The following is a 17,875-nucleotide window of genomic DNA, read 5'->3' as shown; positions in this document are numbered from 1 at the left end:
CCTGCTGCCGTCCGGCGACAGGAGCACCACCATGACTGTACAAACCAAGAACCGTAATAAAAAAAGCACGCTGTCTATGCGTGCCGCCCAGGAAGCCAAAAACGGCATCGCAGAAACCCTGGTCAACCTGAACACCACCCGGGAAGGGCTGCAGGAAGCCAACGCCAGCGCCCGGCTGGAGCGGGATGGCCTGAACGAAGTTGCCCATGACAAGCCGCCTCACGCGCTAATTCAGCTGCTGATGGCATTTAACAACCCCTTTATCTACGTGCTCGGTATCCTCGCAGGGATCAGCTTCTTTACTGATTACTGGCTGCCCACCAGCCACGGCGAAGACGGCGACCTGACGACGGTGATTATCATCGGCACCATGGTGGCGCTCAGCGGCCTGGTCCGTTTCTGGCAGGAACACCGCTCGGCGAAGTCAGCCGAGGCGCTAAAAGCAATGGTTCGTACCACTGCCACGGTCGTGCGTCGTGAACATGCGGGGCAAAAAGGAACTCCACGTGAAATCCCGATGCGCGAACTGGTCGTGGGCGATATCGTGCAGCTCTATGCGGGGGACATGATCCCGGCAGACGTGCGCCTGATTGAGTCCCGGGACCTGTTCATCAGCCAGGCCGTGCTGACCGGTGAAGCGCTGCCGATTGAGAAATACGACACCCTGGGCGACGTGGCGCAAAAGTCCGCGCACGATAAGGCAATCGACAGCGAAAACCTGCTAGATATCCCTAACATCTGCTTTATGGGTACCAACGTGGTTAGCGGCACCGCGCAGGCTGTGGTGGTCGCAACCGGGCCACGGACCTACTTTGGCTCGCTGGCTAAAGCAATTGTCGGGAGCCGCGCGCAAACGGCCTTCGACCGCGGCGTGAACAGCGTCAGCTGGCTGCTGATCCGCTTTATGCTGGTGATGGTGCCGGTAGTGTTCCTGATTAACGGCCTGCTGAAAGGCGAATGGTGGGATGCCCTGCTGTTTGCCCTGGCGGTCGCGGTGGGCCTGACGCCGGAAATGCTGCCGATGATCGTCAGCGCCAACCTCGCCAAAGGCGCGGTGGCTATGGCGAAGCGCAAAGTGGTTGTGAAGCGCCTGAACGCTATCCAGAACTTGGGCGCAATGGACGTGCTGTGCACCGACAAAACCGGGACGCTGACGCAGGATAAGATCATCCTCGAACATCACGTGGGCACCAACGGCCAGAAAAACGAGTCCGTGCTGGGGCTGGCTTGGCTTAACAGCTACCACCAAAGCGGCATCAAAAACCTGATGGATCAGGCGGTCATTTACTTCTCCGACAATGAGCCGAACTTCGTCAAACCGCAGGGCTACAGCAAAGTCGATGAGATACCGTTTGATTTCGTCCGCCGCCGCCTGTCGATTGTGGTGAAGAACAGCCAGAGCGATCACCTACTGGTGTGCAAAGGCGCCGTAGAAGAGATGCTGAGCATTGCCACCCACATGGAAGAGAACGGCAAGGTTGTCGCGCTGGATAATCAGCGTCGTGATGCCATGCTGGCAATGACCAATGACTACAACAAAGATGGCTTCCGTGTACTGGTGGTGGCAACTCGCGATATTCCTAAAGCCGAGGCGAAAAAACAGTACGGTACCGACGATGAGCACGATCTGATTATCCGCGGTTTCCTCACATTCCTCGATCCGCCGAAGGAGAGCGCAGGCCCGGCGATTGCTGCTCTGATGGACATTGGCGTAGCGGTGAAAGTGCTGACCGGCGATAACCCCATCGTTACCACCCGCATCTGCCGCCAGGTCGGGCTGGAGCCAGGCGAGCCGTTACTCGGCCCGCAGATTGAGCAACTGAACGACGCCTCCCTCCAGCAGCTGGTGGAAGAACGCACCGTGTTTGCCAAGCTGACGCCGCTGCAGAAATCTCGCGTGCTGAAGGCGCTGCAGGCCAACGGCCATACCGTAGGCTTCCTGGGCGACGGGATTAACGATGCCCCTGCCCTGCGCGATGCCGACGTCGGGATCTCGGTCGACAGCGGCACCGATATCGCCAAGGAGTCCGCCGATATCATCCTGCTGGAAAAGAGCCTCATGGTGCTGGAAGAAGGCGTGATCAAAGGCCGCGAGACCTTTGGCAACATCATGAAGTACCTGAACATGACCGCCAGCTCCAACTTCGGCAACGTGTTCTCGGTGCTGGTCGCCAGCGCATTCATCCCGTTCCTGCCGATGCTTCCGATTCAACTGCTGCTGCAAAACCTGATGTACGACATCTCCCAGCTCGCGCTGCCGTGGGACAAAACGGACAAAGAGTTCCTGAGCAAACCGCGCAAGTGGGATGCCAAAAACATCGGCCGATTCATGGTCTGGATTGGCCCAACGTCGTCCATTTTTGACATGACCACCTTCGCGCTGATGTGGTTTGTGTTCAGCGCCAACAGCGAGCACATGCAGACCTTGTTCCAGTCCGGCTGGTTCGTCGAAGGCCTGTTGTCACAGACGCTGGTGGTACAGATGCTGCGTACCCAGAAAATTCCGTTCATTCAGAGCACCGCCGCCTGGCCGGTGGTGGTGATGACCGGGCTGATTATGGCGATTGGGATTTACGTACCGTTCTCTCCACTCGGGCCGTTGGTTGGGCTGCAGGCGCTGCCATGGCAGTACTTCCCGTGGCTGGTAGCGACCCTGCTCGCCTACTGCTGCGTGGCTCAGGGCATGAAAACGTTCTACATGCGCCGTTTCAAGCAGTGGCACTAACGCTGCGTTAAAAACTGCAATAAGGTGCCGCTTCGGCGGCACCTTTCAGGCAAGTAACACAAGCTGGACAACATTATGGAAAAGCAACATTCCATGATTTTCCTGATTAAAAATAAGACCATCGCACTGGTTGTCTTATTTTTAATGAAAATAACTCGCGCCCTTCGCGTCACCGCCCTGGCCTGGTTCGCAGGAGGGGAAATCAACTATCGACACGCGAAAGCGTTACTGAACCTCGCCAGCGCCATACATCGTTTTTCGATCAGGTTACTGCGTTTTGTTACACCACCCGCCCTGAAGAGGGGGAATTGATTATGTCCGGAACAACTCTGTTAATTAACCTGGCTGGTGCCATCGCTTTGCTGCTCTGGGGCAGCCATATGATTTCAACTGCGCTACAGCGCGGCTTCGGCACGCCGCTGCGCAACTGGATGGGACGCCACCTTACCAGCCGCTGGACGGCTCTGCTCGCCGGTATTGGCATTACCGGCGTTCTGCAAAGCAGCACCGCAGTGAGCATGATGGCGACGTCGTTTACCGCCGCCGGGACGCTGAGCCTTGCCCCTGCCCTGGCGGTGATGCTCGGCGCTAACATCGGCTCCACGCTGGTGGTACAGCTGATGAGCTTCAATATGGAAATGGCTATCCCGCTGCTGCTGCTGGCCGGGTTTGTGGTCTTCAAGCTGCGCGACCATTCCAACTTTGAGAGCGTGGGCTGCGCCCTGATTGGCCTCGGCCTGATGCTGCTTGCCCTGCATTTACTGAGCGGCACGCTGGCGGAAATCGAAGTCACGCCGGTGTTTCACGCCGTGATGCAGGGGCTGCAGGGAGATATCTTAATCGCCCTGTTGGTGGCCGCGATCCTGACGCTGCTGTGCCACTCCAGCGTGGCGATTATTTTGCTGATCGCTTCCCTTGCCGTCACCGGCACGATGGGGCCGGAAACAGTATTGATCCTGGTGATGGGGACCAATATCGGCGGGGCGCTGCCGCCGGTGCTAAATGCTGGCTCAGCCGTGGCTCGCCGTCTGCCGGTGGGCAACCTGATTGTTCGCCTGGTCGGCTGTGCGCTCGCGCTGTTAATGCTCCCGCTGCTGAAGGATCTTGCACAGAAGTCCGGGCTGTGCACACCGCAGCTGGTGGTGTGGTTCCACACGGCGTTTAGCGCCGTGCTCGCGCTGCTGTTTATCGGCCTGACCGCACCGATGGCTCGTTTCCTCGAGCGTCTGTTTCCGGAAGAAGAGCGCGTGGGCGATCCTGGGATGCCGATGTATCTGGACGATGCCGGCCTCGAAGTGGCTTACATCGGCCTGTCTAACTCAGTCCGCGAATCGCTACGCGCCGCCGACATGCTGACCATCATGCTGGACCGCCTGCTGGTGCTGTTTGTCACCCAGGAAAAGCAGGCCGCCGATGAGATTCGTCAGCTCGATCAGTCAGTGGATCTGCTCAGCGCGGCGGTGCGTGCTTACTTGGCCGATATCAGCCATGACGGGCTGAATGACGCGGATGCCGATCGCGCCCAGGAGATCCTGATGTTCATCATCAACTTCGAGCACGCGGGGGACATTCTTTCCAGCAACCTGACCCAGTTGGCTACGCGCCGCGCTCGCCGGGCCGAACTGTTCAGCGACTTTGAGTTACACAATATCCGTCTGCTGCACGCACAGATCCTCACCAGCCTGCGCCTCGGCATCGTCGCGTTTATGCGTGAAGATTTATCCGCTGCCCATCAGTTGGTGCAGCGCAAGGAAACCATTCGTCAACTCGAGGCTTCCGCCAGCCGCGAGCACTTCAAAAAACTGCGAGAGGACAAAAATGCCTGGGCGGAATCCGGCGACATTTTCCAGCGAGTGCTGCGGGACTATCGCCGCGTGCATCACCACATCGCGGCTGTAGCCTACCCGGTGATTGACCGCCTGGGCGATAAGTCGCTGCGCTTTATCGAAACGCCGCCGGACGCTTAAAAACAATAACCGCCGCAAGGTGGACGAAGCATCTTTTCAAGGAAAGCAACTTTAATGTACAGAAAAGTGAGAGTTTTAATCTGCGCAGGTCGGTTTTATGCCGACAACCACACCCTCACCCGCGTGCTGGATTTATATGCCAGCACGCAGACAATGAATGTGCTGATCCATGGGGGGCATCAGTCGCTCGGCGGCGCCATTGAAACCTGGGCACGCGGTACCGACGTGCACGTCATTCGCTACCCGGCCAACTGGGCGCTGCACGGTAAATACGCGGAAACCCGCCGCAATCTGTTTATGCTGGAGGACAGCCGCCCCGATGTGCTGCTGGCTTTTCCTGGGGGAGAAGACACGGCAGAGTGCGTACGAATGGCGCGCAGTTCCGGCGTGAAGGTAATAGAGATTTAATCCACCCGGGCTGCGGCAGGGAAATGTTACCGCAGCCCGTTTTTTTAGGCCGAGACGGGCACCAGATTTACGTCTTTCAGGAATACGGTAATACGCGGGTTCTCGCCGCTGCGCAGCAGCCTGCGGAGAGTCATCGCAGACCACGCGCCCTTTTTCCATAAACATAATCCTATCCGACACGCTGAACGTAGCGCCCTTACAGGGCGAGCGTCACCGATGGTTTTCATGCCCTGAGCCTCGTTTTATACTCTGGGGCATATATATTCCACGCCCCACGAAGTTGCTCTTCACCGTTGATGACGGCTGGAATAGTTTCCTCGAAAAATTCGGTGACCGCGTCACGCCATGGACCCGCCTCTGCGTTGAGCGCATACTCGCCTGCGGCACCACGGCGATGGGGGTAAAGCGCTACTGCTGTTCATCACCTGACTGCACTCACTCCCGCTTCTTCTGCCAGAGCTGCAAGTCAAAGGCCTGCAGCGCCTGCGGCTTCAAAGCCACGGAGCCGTGGGTGACGCAGCAGAGCCAAAAAAACACTATTCGTCATCTGTTCCATCACGTAACCATGGGAACGACTGGATTGCTGCCTAGACGTCCACTTCTGGCACAGAGCGGGCATACGCGCTGCAAGGTCCGCAATGAGCGAAATGCGGACAGATTCGCTGAAAGCTACCAGAATCCTTTTCTTGCCTCTGCCTGGTTTTATCTCGCGTTGAGCTTGACGGACAACGGTGGCATATCCTTGCAGCTCACGGCGAGATACAGCTGCCGGGTTTCAGAAAACGCACTCACCGTTACCGACGCGCTTTTCTGTGGTCAGCGGGATCGTCCCGCCTGAACGATCAGACACGCCCAGTACCAGCACCTCTGACTTTTCCGGTCCCATCTTCATGGTGCCCAGATTAACGATGCAGATTACCTGCGTTCCCTGCAGTTCCCCGGCTTCGTAGTTAGTATACGCTCCGCATGACACCCGGGTTCCCAGTTCGGGTCCCAGGTCAATCGTCATCCGCCAGGTGGGCTTTGAGGTTTTACTCTCCTCAACTCTGATGATGGTACCGGCACGCATATCGAGAGCCGAAAATGAGTCAAATGACGCTTTATCTTTCATGATTCTTTCCTTTCTGCGATATCAAAATTTTCTTTTCGTTTGCGGAACAAACTGAAACGTAACTTTCCGGCCGGAACGGTGATTATCCCCAGACACGCAACTATCAGACCGACGCCTGCCCATCCGGAAGGCGGCAGCCTTTCACCGACGAGCACAACCGCCAGCATCGCGGCTATAACCGGCTCCAGCAGAGTGATCGTTGTTGCCATACTTGCCGGAATGCGCGCAAGTCCGTAGCCATAGCAGACATAACCCAGAAACATCGGAACCAGCGCCATATAAATACCGACGGCGGCGTTGTTCCATGCCGTCAGGAGCGGCGCTCCCGTCATCAGCAGCACAGGCATAAGCAGAAGACCGCCTGCGCCAAAGGTGACGCCCATCGCGGCGCGGGAGACGACGCCGGCCTGCATTAACCGCCGCGCTGACCACGAGTAAAAGGCATAAGTGAAGCCGGCCAGCAGGCCCAGAAAGATCCCCGTCATGGCGTGATCATTTGAGGTACTGCTTCCGCTGCTTTCTGCCAGGCAGAGCAGCACCATGCCCGCAACACCAACGCCCGCTCCGCACATCCACTGCCTGGTCAGGCGAAGACCGTCAAGGCGGCATTCAATCAGGGCGGACAGGATCGGCGCAGAGCCGATGGAAATAACCGTGCCGACCGTAACACCGGCATTGTGCATGGAAGCATAAAAAGCGAGAGGGTAAACCGCCACCGCCACTGCGCCGGTCAGCAGGAAATGCCAGTTGCAGATTATCAGAGCGCGCTGGCGGATTATGGTTGCCGCAGCGATAAGCCCCTGCAGCAGGCCACCTATCCCCATCGCAACCGCCCCTACGGCCAGCGGGCTCAGCCCAGGGGCGTAAGTCGCTGCTGTGCCGGTCGTTCCCCAGAGAACGGCAGCGATAAGCACAGCCGCCATGCCGCCAAGGCGTTGTCCCGAAGAAAGCATCAGTACGCCTCCATCATTTGCTCGGCAATGCAGCCTGCCTGAGTCACGCAGTCACTGTTACCCTCCAGTCCGGCCCGCGAAATGCTGCCTTCCAGCAGAAAGGCAAAATGTCTAGCCATACTGCGCGCGCTTTCAGACTTTCCGTTCATCAGCTCAGTCAGATGCGCAGCCAAGATCGCTTCCACTTCTTCTTTGTGTTCACGAACGGCCTGACGGCCCGGCGCCCCGGAGGGAAGTTCTGCCGCCGCGTTCAGCAGGCCGCAGCCGCGAAAACCGTTCTCATATGCATATTCAGCATGGTCTTCATAGGCAGAGAAAACGGCCATCACCCGCTCTCTGGGCGTCATGGCCAATTTCAGCCGGCTTTTATACAAAGAAAGCCATTCTTCATGGCGTACCCTGAGGTAGGTCGCCACAAGTTCGTCTTTGGATGCAAAGTTGTTGTACAGGCTTTTTTTTGCAACGCCTGCTCTTTTGACAATGGCGTCAATCCCCGTGCCGTTAATGCCGTGGTTGTAAAAAAGCACGCGCGCAGCACTGAGCAGTTTTTCGTAGGCGGTTTCAGAACCTGCAGATAAAAATGTCATGATCAGCCTCTTTATGCAGTAAGTATGTAGACCAGTCTACCTACAACGGAGACTGAAGCAACCAAAGTCTGCATTTTTAATGGGCTGCGTGATCCAGGATAAGCTGTTTTGGTGAACAAAACGCAGTAAATAAGGCAGTCAGACCTGCCGTATCAGCATCATGTTGACACCAGCCGGTGTTACATATTGAGCGCTGCCGGGAACCTTCGGCCTGTTTAGATGAGAGAGTAAATGTCTGCTTCTGGCACAAAGCGGACTGACGGCAGGCCAGGGTCCGCTATGAGCGAGAAGAACAGTCCGCATTCAAAAAGCTTTCTCGATGGCGTCAAAAAGTTCTTCAACGATTTGACTCGCTAAGCGGAAACGCTGCGGTAAACATAAAAAGCCCCTGCTGTGCAGGGGCTTTTTTTATTGCTGTACTATTCAGCAAAACGCATCCGTTAGGCGTACTTAAAAATCTTTCTTATGTTTCCGCTTTCGTTGTCGATAACCTGATTGCTGGCTGAGTGATGATTTCACTCAGCATTTATTTTTTCATTTCAAGCGATAAGGATATTTATGAACAAGCTTTGTGTTGCGGCGTTGTTGGCTCTGAGTTTAACCGGCTGTGCGCAGCAGACTTTCGTAATGAAACAGAATCAAGTTGGCGCGGCGACGAAAACTACCAGCCAGCCGTTCTTTGTTTCAGGTATCGGTCAGCGTAAGAGCATTGATGCGGCACAGGTGTGCGGCGGCCAGGAAAAAGTTAGTCGGGTTGAAGTGCAGCAGACGTTTGTTAATGGCTTACTGAGCGTGGTGACGTTTGGTATCTACACGCCACGTGAAGCGCGTGTTTATTGCGCCATCTGATAATGCCTCAGGCCGGTTCGCCGGCCTGATCCTGCGCCTGTTATTAAATCGCATTAGTATATTGTAACTATTAAATTCTGCTGTCGCACTGCTGCGCGGCTTGCCTGCTGACGACGTTACCCGAAACGAGTTCAGGCAACGTCGTCCAGCCTGGTAAAAGCAGTGGTAAGCTGTTGAGGCATGTCAGTCCGCTTTGAGCGAAGAGCGGACGTTGTATTACTGGTATCATTGAACTCTTCGAGCGTTCCACTCCTCCCGGGTGATTTCCCAAAGCTCAGAATCCAGAAGACCGCTGACATGCTCTTTCTTAACAGTTTTGATAAGCCGCATTCCGCTACTGACTGAAATACGCTGAGAGCGGATGTTAACGGCTGCTTTAGGTGCGCGCAATACCGGCTTATTCAACACATTGAACCAGTAATCTGTAGCCGCAATACTAGCCTCACGCATAAAGCCTTGCCCCTGATATTCCGGAGCGAGCCAGAATCCGCGGTTGTTATCTTCTTCATCGTAAAGGCTGATCAAGCCCATGACTTTGTCTGGTATCTCACGATTTCTGATAGTCCAGAACCATGCAATTCCTTTCGCCATGTCAGGCAGAGCAACATTATTGACGTAATTCTCTGCACCATTCTCTGGATAAGGCCAGGGGACCGATGCCACCATATAACGGACTATTTCCCAGCGGGGATAAAGCTTCTGGATCTGATGAGCATCATCGGCGACTAACTGTTTTAATAACAACCGATCTGTTGTAAGCGTGGGGATTCGCATGGGCAATTATCCTTGCAGGTTAATAAATTCCTGGTCAGTTTTTTTACCTTACGAAATTATACGCATACAGCCATCTTTTACATCACGCAAAAATGGTATTACGGCTAAAACGTCCGCTTCTGGCACGAAGCGGACTGAAGTCAGGCGGATGTCCGCTTTGAGCGAGAAGTGGAAGTTCGCAGTGGCTCTCACCTCTGATGAGTATTACTTAAAATTGCGGTGTGTTAATCAATGTGGCGCAAGTCATATGACTGGGATGCTTCGCGGTGTCGCGCTAGCACGTTTTATTGCCGTCAGCCCAGCGCTTGATATCACTTATCTTTGGCGATCGGATACCCGTGCTCAGGAGGTTCTTGGTTGTATACAGGCTGACCTGCGCATTGTCACCATCAGGGCTTTCGATCTCAATCAGCGTGTTGTTAATCAACAATCCCTGTGAAAGGAACTTTTGATTAATCTCACCTTTTTTGCGCTCACCATCAAACTCGCTTAATACGATGACCGGATTTCCTGAATATGCCTCATATTCGAGGCACTGCCTTGCCATGTACCTTAGGGTTCGATAAGTATCAGAAGACCCTGCCTTGCTCAAGAAACTGCCGTCAAAAGAGGATTGGCTGCTTTTTAGTTCGCTGACGGTAATAGCGCACCCGCTGAGTGAGACCGAAAATAACAGGCTTGCCAGAGCAACGTATTTCACTTTTAACTCCATCATTCAGGTAAATGCCCTCCGCCGGAGCGGATCAACGTTGTTTTTGCTTTCAGGCGGACTTGTGATTTGGGAAATCGACCGAAACCACCAGCCCACCTTCTGCCGACGTACTGAGGCTTACGCTGCTGTGGTGTTGCTGCGCAACTGCTTTGACGATGGCAAGCCCCAGCCCACTCCCGCTTTGCATTTGATTGGGATCACGAAAAAATCTGTCGAACACGCGCTCCCTCAATTCAACGGGAATGCCAGGCCCTGTATCTGAAACACGTAACTGCGTGGATTGATTTAAGGATCGTAACTCCACCTCAACCCTTCCGCCCCCAGGGCTGTACTTCACGGCATTTTCAACTACGTTATCGATAAGCGACATCAACCGTTCCCTGACGCCAGTCACCCAGATTTCCTCTTCGGCGTAGAATTCAAGTTCAATCCTGCGTTCCGCCGCGAGCGGTGCCAGCCCGGCCATGCGTTCTTGTATAAGCGTTGTCAGCTGCAAAGGCTCCATAACCGTGTCAATGCGCGCTTCGCTGTGCATCATCAGCAGCAACTGATTGACCAGACGAGCCGCACGGCTGTTGCTGCGAATAATGCCTGCAAGCAACTCTTTTTGGCTGTCACTGCTCACATAAGACTGCAACGCCTCAACATTGATTCGCATCGCCGCCAGGGGGGTACGCAGCTCGTGAGCGGCATCGGCAATGAAAACGCGTTCCCGTTCAGTGCTTTCCCGCACCCTGGCAAGAAATCCATTAACAGCGTCAACCATCTGGCGAAGCTCGCTGTGCTTTGGCACTGCTTTTAAGGGCGAGAGATCGTCCGGCGTGCGTAAGGACACTTCATTTACCACCTTATTCCATGGGCGCATTGCAATGCGGATTGACAGCCACGCAGGAAACAAAAGAAAAGGAATGCATACCAGCAGCGGCATCACGTAGTAGCCGCGCGAGTTCAGGTAGATAAAGAAATTCCAGCCTCCAGCAGGGGTGATAAGCGTAACCTCTGTATCGGCGTTCCTGGACTTTAAGGTACGGCTGGTCCAGGTGCGGCCATCACTCTCAACACGCTCAATTTTTCCATAACGGCTGTTTATCACTCCGGCTGGCGCACCATCAGAGGCATAAATTATCTCTTTGTTCTTGCGCACGATAAGGCTGATTGAGAGTTCTGGATCTTCACCGCCGCCATAATTTTCCCGCACTGCCTTACTTAATGCAGCCAGCACCTGCGTTCGCTCCTGCGGGTGATCGTCCATACTCTTAACCACAGTAAAAATCGTTTCGTACGTCTTGCTGCCGGTTAATATCGGCGGGCTACGCAAGTCCTCCCACAAAACGTAAGTCAGAAAAAGACACCAGAGCAGGGTGAGCAGTAGCATTTGCGCTACCATAATTCGCCGTACGAACGTTGGGGTTCTCAGGTGGCGCCAGACATTTCGCATCAACCTGCCCCCTTCTGAATGGGTACGGTATCAATGACATACCCAACTCCCCTCACCGTTCGCACATAGCCGTCGCCAATTTTGCGACGCAAATTCCCCATATGCACATCGAGCGCATTACTCATATTTTCTTTTGCGCCGAAGATCCTTTCTTCCAGAAAACTGCGAGTAAGCACGCGGTCAGTGCGCAACATCAACGTTTCAAGCAGCGCGTATTCACTTGCCGTCAACTCGATATGCCGTGCATTCACGGTCACGCGTCGTGTGGGCACATAAAGTGATAATCCGCGAAGTTCTATCGCCTCGTTCTGAAAACCATAACTGCGACGCGCAAGCGCTCTCACCCTCGCCAACAACTCGGCGAGAACAAACGGTTTGACGAGATAGTCGTCTGCTCCAGCGTCCAGCCCGGAAAGGCGATCTTGCAGTGTGCCTCGCGCCGTCAGGATGATGACGGGAATCCCCTTGAGCTGCTGACGCAGGCACGCCATCAGGCTCATGCCATCGCCGTCGGGTAATCCGAGATCGAGCAATACAAGTTCAGGCACGCAGACATGAAGCTGATGCAGCGCATCCTCTTTGCGGCGAACCCATATAACATCAAGTCCTTGATCTGAAAGGGCAATACGTACGCCGTTGCCGAGATCCAGGTCGTCTTCGATCAGGAGTATTTTCACAATGGTTACGGTATCAACAGTGAATGAAGATCGTCTGAAGAAAAAAACGGTATCAGGAAATCTATCAGCTTTGCTGCATCAGTGATTGCTTCACCCTTTCTTCATTTTTGGCTCATGAGAACTTTAGCAGGCGCATGCAAGATGAGCGTTCTGGCGTTTACAAACCGCTTGTATCGTAATCATTTGAATCCAAAAGGACTTCTTTAATGAGAAATAACACACTGCGTCATAAATTCCCCCTTTCAATCCCGGGGCGCAGCCTGAAAAAAATGTTGCAGGGCGCAGTCCTGGCGTTACTGGCCACCCCGATACTGTCGGCAGCACAAAATGAGGGCAACGCGTTGACTCTGGGAGGCGGCGCGAACGTTACGCCACGCTATTCTGGTTCGGATAAAAGCAGCGTCACGACTGCCCTGGTGCTTGATTACACGATGACAAATGGTTTTTTCGTCAGCTCCACACGGGGCATCGGTTATGGCAATAACATCGGCAAATTCGATTACAACGCTGCGCTGAGCTATCGCTCAGGCCGGAAAGATCACGACGTGGACAGCGACTCGCTGAGCGATGGCAGCGACTATTTGCGTGGTATGGGCGACGTCAAAGGCTCGGCTCTCGGTGCGGTTGGCCTGGGATATGGGGTGACAGACTGGCTTAATTTGCAATTCCAGGCTGAAGTGCCATTTTCTGAGCGGAACAATGGCGCGGCACTGCATTTTGGCATTAATAGCCCGCTCTATACCTCACCGAACAATACCGTGACGCTGGCGCTGACCGGCAGTTGGGGGACGGAGAAATACATGCAGACTTACTACGGAGTCAATGCATCCCAATCGGCCGCATCACGGTTTACCCGATATGAAGCCGGGTCGGGAATTTATGCCTGGTCAATGAATCTTGACTGGACACATAAGTTCGATGAGGACTGGAGCGTGGTTGCCGCAGCAGGCGTTACGCAGTTGACGGGGGATGCGCGCAATAGCCCGATTGTGCAACGAAAAACATCGCCCACCGGAAGCCTGCTGGTGACATATCGCTTCTGATCGTTATTCAATGTGCGTTTCCCGCCAGCGTGTGGCTCCGCTCTGCCAGTAAACACGCATTCGATCCGCCCCCTTTCAGCTAACGGGGTAGTACGCAACAGATTGCAGATCCAAAAGCTTCAGCCCCGACCCTGTATAACATCTTTTCACCTCCGCTGGCGCATCAGCAAAAGCGGACGCGCAGAAGAGCAGGCTCACGTTGCTGGTGTCGCGGGATCCGCCAGCAACGCATCGGCGATATCCCCGTCGGTGAAACCGCTCTGCTAATCAATCACATCTATCAGCCAGCAGCCCCGCCCTATTTTGGCACTCATGCGATTTGCATCTGAGAGGGATGCTCCCGACAAGGCATTTACCTCAATGCATTACCGGAAGTCATGCAGGACAGCGTTCTGTCATTGCGGGCCTGTAACGAGAAACACTTTTTGATAGAAGCGGATATCGCTGAGGGGAAATTTGCTGAAGACCTTACAGGCTGTTTGTTTGCGGATCCGCTGGAGCATTACTGATCCCTCTAAAGTATTCGTGTAAGAAGCGGATCGGACAGAAAAGAGGTCCAGACCTGGCCATCATTCCGGCCAGGATTACATTGAAACTCTCCTGCTGGCACCGGAACAACAATGCGAATTACCCGCGTTCGTGAGTTATGCCCTTTCTTATACTGGCAATAAAATTGTCACGGATAACATCCTCATGGCTCGCGTTCCAGGCGATGCCAACCTCCCAGCTTAATGACTCACCCGTTAACGGAATGATAACCAGTTCCGGCGGCGCAATATGCATAACACTGTAGGGCACCAGGGAGACACCTATACCCGCGATGACCAGCGCAACAATAGTCTGTATATCATCACTCAATTGAGTCGATGAGATGAAAAGACCATTGTCATGCAGAAAGCGATCGATTTGCGCATTTAAACCCCGTCCTCGCTCAGCATAGAGTCGCAGCAGAGGCCGTTTTTTCAGCCATTCAGCAGCAAGCATGGAGGTTGACGTTGCAGGTGCAATAAGAACCAGCCGATCGGTAAACAATGGCAGGTAATCAAGCGCGACGGGGGGTGGCACTCTGACAAAGCCGACCTGAAGCTCATCATTCTGCAAAAGCTCATACTGCTTAAATGAAGGAAGATCAGTCAGTGACATCTCTATTCCCGGATAATCACGGCGAAATTCAGCAATACAGCGTGGTGCCAGATAAAAGCTTGAGAGACCGAACCCGACGGCTACATGCCCTTCTATCCCTTTTGAAACCCGCTCTGCATGATGCATAAATAGCCGGGTTTGCCTGACCACCTTCTCCGCATCTGGCAGCAAACGTCGGCCACTGGCCGTCAGTGTTGCTCCATGACGACCCCGCGTGAAGAGCGACATCTCCACCATGGATTCAAGAAGATTAATCTGTTTGGTCAATGCAGGTTGCGAAATAAACAACGCCCTTGCCGCGTCAGCATAATTTCCTTTTTCAGCCAGTATCAAAAATGCTTTGAGCAAACGGATGTTCATTATTACATTCCAGAAGGTTATCAAAATTAGAAATGATTTGATTATACCGTTATTGAAAATCGTTATGTAATCCAGTCTGGCTTATTACTGGAGATACCCCATGAGCAAAATCACATCCCTGAAGGCTGCAACCGTCCAGTTTCAGCACCAGGCAAATAACAAAAAATACAATCTGCTGATAATGGAGAAGTTTATTGAGCAGGCGGCGATTCAGCAGGTAAAGATCCTCACTTTCCCTGAAATGTGTATCACCGGCTACTGGCATGTACCCAAACTCTCCTCAGCGGACGTGTCTGCTCTCGCAGAACCGATCGTGGGGAGCCCTTCACTTAAACTCATTGGTTCTCTGGCGGTAAAACATCAAATGCTGATTGGCGCCGGACTGATTGAAAGAGCCGACGATGGCCGCCTCTACAATGCGTATGTTGCCTGTATGCCGGACGGCTCAATGCAGACTCATCGCAAACTCCATGCTTTTGAACATCCTTCAATCAGCAGTGGTGACAGCTTTACCGTTTTTGATACTCCCTGGGGAGTGAAAGCAGGCATCCTGATTTGCTGGGACAATAATCTGGTAGAAAACGTGCGGGCTACCGCATTGCTGGGTGCAGATATTCTTCTTGCACCTCATCAGACAGGCGGTACTGATTCCCGCAGCCCTTACGCGATGAAACCCATTCCGTTAGCACTCTGGGCGGAGCGGGAAATGCGGAAGGAAGAAATTACTGCTGCGTTCAAAGGGCCAAACGGCCGGGAATGGCTGATGAGATGGCTACCTGCCCGTGCACATGACAACGGATTATTTATTCTCTTCAGTAATGGCGTAGGTGCAGATGATGACGAGGTGCGCACAGGCAATGCAATGATCCTGGATCCTTATGGAAGAATCATTAATGAAACCTGGGCACCTGAAGATATTATGGTGAGTGCTGAACTGGATTTAAGTCTGCTCGCAATGAGTACTGGACGGCGCTGGATCCATGGCCGACGTCCTGATTTATACCAGATTCTGACACAACCGCAGGGCTATGAACGCGATGCCATTAGCGCACGATTTTCTGATGAGACACCTTAACCCGTCGCGGCTATCAGAACGCATCTCTCTGCCAGAAAGATTGTCAGGGCGCGGTAACGCCTGAAAACCTTAAAACCATCGCTTTCTATCTGGCGATACTGCCTGGGGTTATCTCTCTGAATAATGTCTCGCTATAGATATAGGGAAGGATTCTGGTTCCACTTACCGTGTTGGTGCGGTTTTTATTATTGCCGTGCTCAGGATTCGCCAACTTCTGACCAGTGCAATAGTGCAGCGACTCCTTTTCCGTTCAGCCGGAGCCATCCTGACCCTGCCTCTCAGGCGCAACCACGGCCAATCCCGAACTTCGCATCTATAATTCAGTGACCCAGGCCCATGCGCTCGATCTGATTAGCCAATCGATCAGAGTCCAGGTGTCTGGACTTCGCAGTGTCAGCGATATTCAATCCCAGGATGATGCCTGCCGGATTAAGAAGCTCATCATTTACAGAACTAAGGAAGCCTCATGATCTTGTCTCTCAAAAATCAGGTTGCGCTGGTTACCGGTGCCAGCTCGGGTCTCGGCTATGCCTGCGCAGAAGCACTCGCTAAAGAAGGTGCCTGTGTGGTGGTCAACTACCACAGCCAGGCGGAACCCGCAGAAGAACTGGTTGAAAAAATCCACGCAGACGGTGGCCGTGCCATCGCAGTGAAGGGAGACGTCTCGAAAGAGGCGGATGTTGAGAATCTCTTTGATCAAACGATTGCTGAATTTGGCAGACTGGATATCCTGGTGGCGAACTCAGGACTGCAGAAAGATGCCGCATCCATTGATATGATGATAGAGGACTGGAATACCGTTATTAACGTGAACCTGACCGGACAGTTCCTTTGCGCGCGTGCTGCGTTGCGTCAGTTCCGTAGCCAGGCGCATCGCCCGGAAATCAGCAGAGCCGTGGGTAAGATTATTCATATGAGCTCGGTTCATCAGCTCATTCCCTGGGCAGGACACGTCAACTATGCGGCATCTAAAGGCGGCGTCGATATGCTGATGAAAAGTCTTGCTCAGGAGGTGGGCGAAGATCGGATTCGTGTTAATGCTGTGGCACCTGGCGCTATCGCAACCGCCATCAACAAGGAAAGTACCTCAGGCCAGGCGGGTAAAGAGTTGTTAAAGCTCATCCCTTACGGGCGCATCGGGGCGGCTGAAGACGTGGCGAATGCTGTCGTGTGGCTCGCCAGTGATCTTTCTGACTACGTTCATGGCACCACGCTTTTCATTGATGGCGGAATGAGCCTTTATCCCGGCTTTCGCGATAATGGCTGAGCAAGGCGTCACTGAAACGGGTTGGTAGCCGACGGGTTGATAACCTTTTGGCGGGAACTGTATCCGGAACGGGAAGTCCGGATTACGCATTACCGCAGCTATTAATAAAACGCCAGCAGGCTGGACATTTCAGTCAGTGCCAAACTGACTTTATTCCAGTTGAACGGTAAGCGCATTGATTCATTTTTTACCGGAATCCGGATTGAGCAAACGCGCACGGCAGACCTCAAGAATTTCATCAGCAAGTCCGGAACTTTCCGGACAGGCGCGCGAAAGCATCAGTGCACCAACAAGCTGCGCAATAGTCGTTATCAGCTCTTCACGCGTTACATTTTCGGATTCTAAGAGGGCAATTTGACGTTCAATCCCGGCCGCAAACGCCTCCCGGATTGATTCAGACTGTCGGGCTGCATCGGTGCCCAGGGCCGACATCACGCAACCCTTTCCCATGTCATCGCGATGCTGCCGGGAAAGGTAGTACTCAATAAACGCTTCCCGACTCGCACCTTTGGTTTTTTCGGCCGACTGCGCAAAACCGCAGTTCATCGCTTCAGCTAACAAATCCGCTTTTGACCCAAAATGCTTATAGAACCCGCCATGTGTTAACCCAGCGGCTGACATCAGTTCAGCGACGCCTACCCCATCGTAACCACGCTGACGAAAAAGCTCTGACGCCGTTTCAACGACCCGCAACCGGTTTTCGCGTACCTGCTCTTTAGACACTTTCATTTTATTTCTCCTGCAACAGACCCTGATTATACATTGATGATGACCATAATCAAACCA

Annotated in this window: 17 protein-coding genes and 2 pseudogenes; 10 read left to right on the top strand and 9 right to left on the bottom strand. The window is 53.6% G+C overall.

Annotation, left to right across the window (positions count from 1 at the left end; translation table 11 throughout):
• The first annotated feature begins 31 nt into the window (after nucleotides 1-31).
• From mgtA to AC2LB6_RS01390, 5 genes and pseudogenes are all read left to right on the top strand, one after another.
• Nucleotides 32-2,725, top strand: a complete 2,694-nt coding sequence (gene mgtA / locus AC2LB6_RS01410; RefSeq protein ID WP_490092105.1) for a magnesium-translocating P-type ATPase — start codon at nucleotides 32-34, stop codon at nucleotides 2,723-2,725.
• A gap of 75 nt (nucleotides 2,726-2,800) precedes the next feature.
• Nucleotides 2,801-3,037: a hypothetical protein gene (locus AC2LB6_RS01405; RefSeq protein WP_490092104.1), complete on the top strand. Its 237-nt coding sequence runs from the start codon at nucleotides 2,801-2,803 to the stop codon at nucleotides 3,035-3,037.
• A 2-nt stretch (nucleotides 3,038-3,039) separates the two neighbouring features.
• Nucleotides 3,040-4,692, top strand: coding sequence for a Na/Pi cotransporter family protein (locus AC2LB6_RS01400; RefSeq protein WP_490092103.1), 1,653 nt, complete (start codon nucleotides 3,040-3,042; stop codon nucleotides 4,690-4,692).
• A 54-nt stretch (nucleotides 4,693-4,746) separates the two neighbouring features.
• On the top strand, nucleotides 4,747-5,100 hold the full coding sequence (locus AC2LB6_RS01395) for a DUF2493 domain-containing protein (protein WP_490092102.1): 354 nt from the start codon (nucleotides 4,747-4,749) through the stop codon (nucleotides 5,098-5,100).
• A 256-nt stretch (nucleotides 5,101-5,356) separates the two neighbouring features.
• Nucleotides 5,357-5,686, top strand: a pseudogene (locus AC2LB6_RS01390) (transposase zinc-binding domain-containing protein); the annotation flags it as partial.
• Between the two features lie 189 nt (nucleotides 5,687-5,875).
• On the opposite strand, the gene AC2LB6_RS01385 reads toward AC2LB6_RS01390, so the two are convergent.
• Genes AC2LB6_RS01385 through AC2LB6_RS01375 form a run of 3 tightly spaced genes read right to left on the bottom strand, consistent with a single transcriptional unit; the run spans nucleotide 5,876 to nucleotide 7,751 of the window.
• Nucleotides 5,876-6,211 (bottom strand): protein secretion chaperonin CsaA, encoded by a 336-nt coding sequence (locus AC2LB6_RS01385; RefSeq protein ID WP_490092101.1) that lies wholly within the window; start codon nucleotides 6,209-6,211, stop codon nucleotides 5,876-5,878.
• Nucleotides 6,208-7,164 (bottom strand): DMT family transporter, encoded by a 957-nt coding sequence (locus tag AC2LB6_RS01380; RefSeq protein WP_490092100.1) that lies wholly within the window; start codon nucleotides 7,162-7,164, stop codon nucleotides 6,208-6,210. Before AC2LB6_RS01380 ends, AC2LB6_RS01385 begins: the two co-directional genes overlap by 4 nt.
• Nucleotides 7,164-7,751, bottom strand: a complete 588-nt coding sequence (locus AC2LB6_RS01375) for a TetR/AcrR family transcriptional regulator (RefSeq protein WP_490092099.1) — start codon at nucleotides 7,749-7,751, stop codon at nucleotides 7,164-7,166. The genes AC2LB6_RS01380 and AC2LB6_RS01375 overlap by 1 nt, the downstream gene beginning before the upstream one ends.
• 270 nt (nucleotides 7,752-8,021) lie before the next feature.
• On the opposite strand from AC2LB6_RS01375, the pseudogene AC2LB6_RS01370 reads away from it, so the two are divergent.
• Both AC2LB6_RS01370 and AC2LB6_RS01365 read left to right on the top strand, forming a co-directional pair.
• A pseudogene (locus AC2LB6_RS01370) lies at nucleotides 8,022-8,108 on the top strand (hypothetical protein); the annotation flags it as partial.
• A gap of 201 nt (nucleotides 8,109-8,309) precedes the next feature.
• On the top strand, nucleotides 8,310-8,600 hold the full coding sequence (locus tag AC2LB6_RS01365) for a Bor family protein (protein ID WP_009089453.1): 291 nt from the start codon (nucleotides 8,310-8,312) through the stop codon (nucleotides 8,598-8,600).
• Nucleotides 8,601-8,825: 225 nt separating this feature from the next.
• Here the strand turns inward: AC2LB6_RS01365 and AC2LB6_RS01360 are convergent, their stop codons facing one another.
• The 4 genes from AC2LB6_RS01360 to AC2LB6_RS01345 all read right to left on the bottom strand — a co-directional run bounded on the left by AC2LB6_RS01360 (nucleotide 8,826) and on the right by AC2LB6_RS01345 (nucleotide 12,201).
• A complete protein-coding gene (locus AC2LB6_RS01360) occupies nucleotides 8,826-9,374 on the bottom strand; it encodes a GNAT family N-acetyltransferase (RefSeq protein ID WP_490092098.1) in 549 nt (182 codons plus the stop codon).
• Nucleotides 9,375-9,648: 274 nt separating this feature from the next.
• A complete protein-coding gene (locus tag AC2LB6_RS01355) occupies nucleotides 9,649-10,086 on the bottom strand; it encodes a hypothetical protein (protein ID WP_490092300.1) in 438 nt (145 codons plus the stop codon).
• 49 nt (nucleotides 10,087-10,135) lie between these two features.
• A complete protein-coding gene (locus tag AC2LB6_RS01350) occupies nucleotides 10,136-11,524 on the bottom strand; it encodes a sensor histidine kinase (protein ID WP_490092097.1) in 1,389 nt (462 codons plus the stop codon).
• Nucleotides 11,524-12,201 carry a response regulator transcription factor gene (locus AC2LB6_RS01345; RefSeq protein WP_490092096.1) on the bottom strand — a complete coding sequence of 226 codons (678 nt, stop codon included), beginning with the start codon at nucleotides 12,199-12,201 and terminating at the stop codon, nucleotides 11,524-11,526. Before AC2LB6_RS01345 ends, AC2LB6_RS01350 begins: the two co-directional genes overlap by 1 nt.
• 206 nt (nucleotides 12,202-12,407) lie before the next feature.
• Here AC2LB6_RS01345 and AC2LB6_RS01340 point away from each other — a divergent pair, with 206 nt between their 5' ends.
• A complete protein-coding gene (locus AC2LB6_RS01340) occupies nucleotides 12,408-13,244 on the top strand; it encodes a MipA/OmpV family protein (RefSeq protein ID WP_490092095.1) in 837 nt (278 codons plus the stop codon).
• 627 nt (nucleotides 13,245-13,871) lie between these two features.
• On the opposite strand, the gene AC2LB6_RS01335 is transcribed toward AC2LB6_RS01340, so the two are convergent.
• Nucleotides 13,872-14,747 carry a LysR family transcriptional regulator gene (locus AC2LB6_RS01335; protein WP_490092094.1) on the bottom strand — a complete coding sequence of 292 codons (876 nt, stop codon included), beginning with the start codon at nucleotides 14,745-14,747 and terminating at the stop codon, nucleotides 13,872-13,874.
• A 100-nt stretch (nucleotides 14,748-14,847) separates the two neighbouring features.
• Here AC2LB6_RS01335 and AC2LB6_RS01330 point away from each other — a divergent pair, with 100 nt between their 5' ends.
• Nucleotides 14,848-15,822 (top strand): nitrilase family protein, encoded by a 975-nt coding sequence (locus AC2LB6_RS01330; RefSeq protein ID WP_490092093.1) that lies wholly within the window; start codon nucleotides 14,848-14,850, stop codon nucleotides 15,820-15,822.
• Between the two features lie 466 nt (nucleotides 15,823-16,288).
• Nucleotides 16,289-17,089 carry an SDR family oxidoreductase gene (locus AC2LB6_RS01325; RefSeq protein WP_490092092.1) on the top strand — a complete coding sequence of 267 codons (801 nt, stop codon included), beginning with the start codon at nucleotides 16,289-16,291 and terminating at the stop codon, nucleotides 17,087-17,089.
• Nucleotides 17,090-17,269: 180 nt separating this feature from the next.
• Here AC2LB6_RS01325 and AC2LB6_RS01320 read toward each other — a convergent pair whose 3' ends face one another.
• Nucleotides 17,270-17,818: a TetR/AcrR family transcriptional regulator gene (locus tag AC2LB6_RS01320; RefSeq protein ID WP_490092299.1), complete on the bottom strand. Its 549-nt coding sequence runs from the start codon at nucleotides 17,816-17,818 to the stop codon at nucleotides 17,270-17,272.
• Nucleotides 17,819-17,875 lie beyond the last annotated feature (57 nt).

It is taken from the genome of Pantoea sp. RCC30.1 (assembly GCF_058148845.1).
Note: the sequence above shows the minus strand (reverse complement) of the source record. Positions and strands in the feature narration are given on the sequence as shown.

Coding starts and splice junctions, on each gene's coding strand:
- mgtA (WP_490092105.1), top strand. CDS start 32: ATGACTGTACAAACCAAGAACCGTAATAAAAAAAGCACGCTGTCTATG.
- AC2LB6_RS01405 (WP_490092104.1), top strand. CDS start 2,801: ATGGAAAAGCAACATTCCATGATTTTCCTGATTAAAAATAAGACCATC.
- AC2LB6_RS01400 (WP_490092103.1), top strand. CDS start 3,040: ATGTCCGGAACAACTCTGTTAATTAACCTGGCTGGTGCCATCGCTTTG.
- AC2LB6_RS01395 (WP_490092102.1), top strand. CDS start 4,747: ATGTACAGAAAAGTGAGAGTTTTAATCTGCGCAGGTCGGTTTTATGCC.
- AC2LB6_RS01385 (WP_490092101.1), bottom strand. CDS start 6,211: ATGAAAGATAAAGCGTCATTTGACTCATTTTCGGCTCTCGATATGCGT.
- AC2LB6_RS01380 (WP_490092100.1), bottom strand. CDS start 7,164: ATGCTTTCTTCGGGACAACGCCTTGGCGGCATGGCGGCTGTGCTTATC.
- AC2LB6_RS01375 (WP_490092099.1), bottom strand. CDS start 7,751: ATGACATTTTTATCTGCAGGTTCTGAAACCGCCTACGAAAAACTGCTC.
- AC2LB6_RS01365 (WP_009089453.1), top strand. CDS start 8,310: ATGAACAAGCTTTGTGTTGCGGCGTTGTTGGCTCTGAGTTTAACCGGC.
- AC2LB6_RS01360 (WP_490092098.1), bottom strand. CDS start 9,374: ATGCGAATCCCCACGCTTACAACAGATCGGTTGTTATTAAAACAGTTA.
- AC2LB6_RS01355 (WP_490092300.1), bottom strand. CDS start 10,086: ATGGAGTTAAAAGTGAAATACGTTGCTCTGGCAAGCCTGTTATTTTCG.
- AC2LB6_RS01350 (WP_490092097.1), bottom strand. CDS start 11,524: ATGCGAAATGTCTGGCGCCACCTGAGAACCCCAACGTTCGTACGGCGA.
- AC2LB6_RS01340 (WP_490092095.1), top strand. CDS start 12,408: ATGAGAAATAACACACTGCGTCATAAATTCCCCCTTTCAATCCCGGGG.
- AC2LB6_RS01335 (WP_490092094.1), bottom strand. CDS start 14,747: ATGAACATCCGTTTGCTCAAAGCATTTTTGATACTGGCTGAAAAAGGA.
- AC2LB6_RS01330 (WP_490092093.1), top strand. CDS start 14,848: ATGAGCAAAATCACATCCCTGAAGGCTGCAACCGTCCAGTTTCAGCAC.
- AC2LB6_RS01325 (WP_490092092.1), top strand. CDS start 16,289: ATGATCTTGTCTCTCAAAAATCAGGTTGCGCTGGTTACCGGTGCCAGC.
- AC2LB6_RS01320 (WP_490092299.1), bottom strand. CDS start 17,818: ATGAAAGTGTCTAAAGAGCAGGTACGCGAAAACCGGTTGCGGGTCGTT.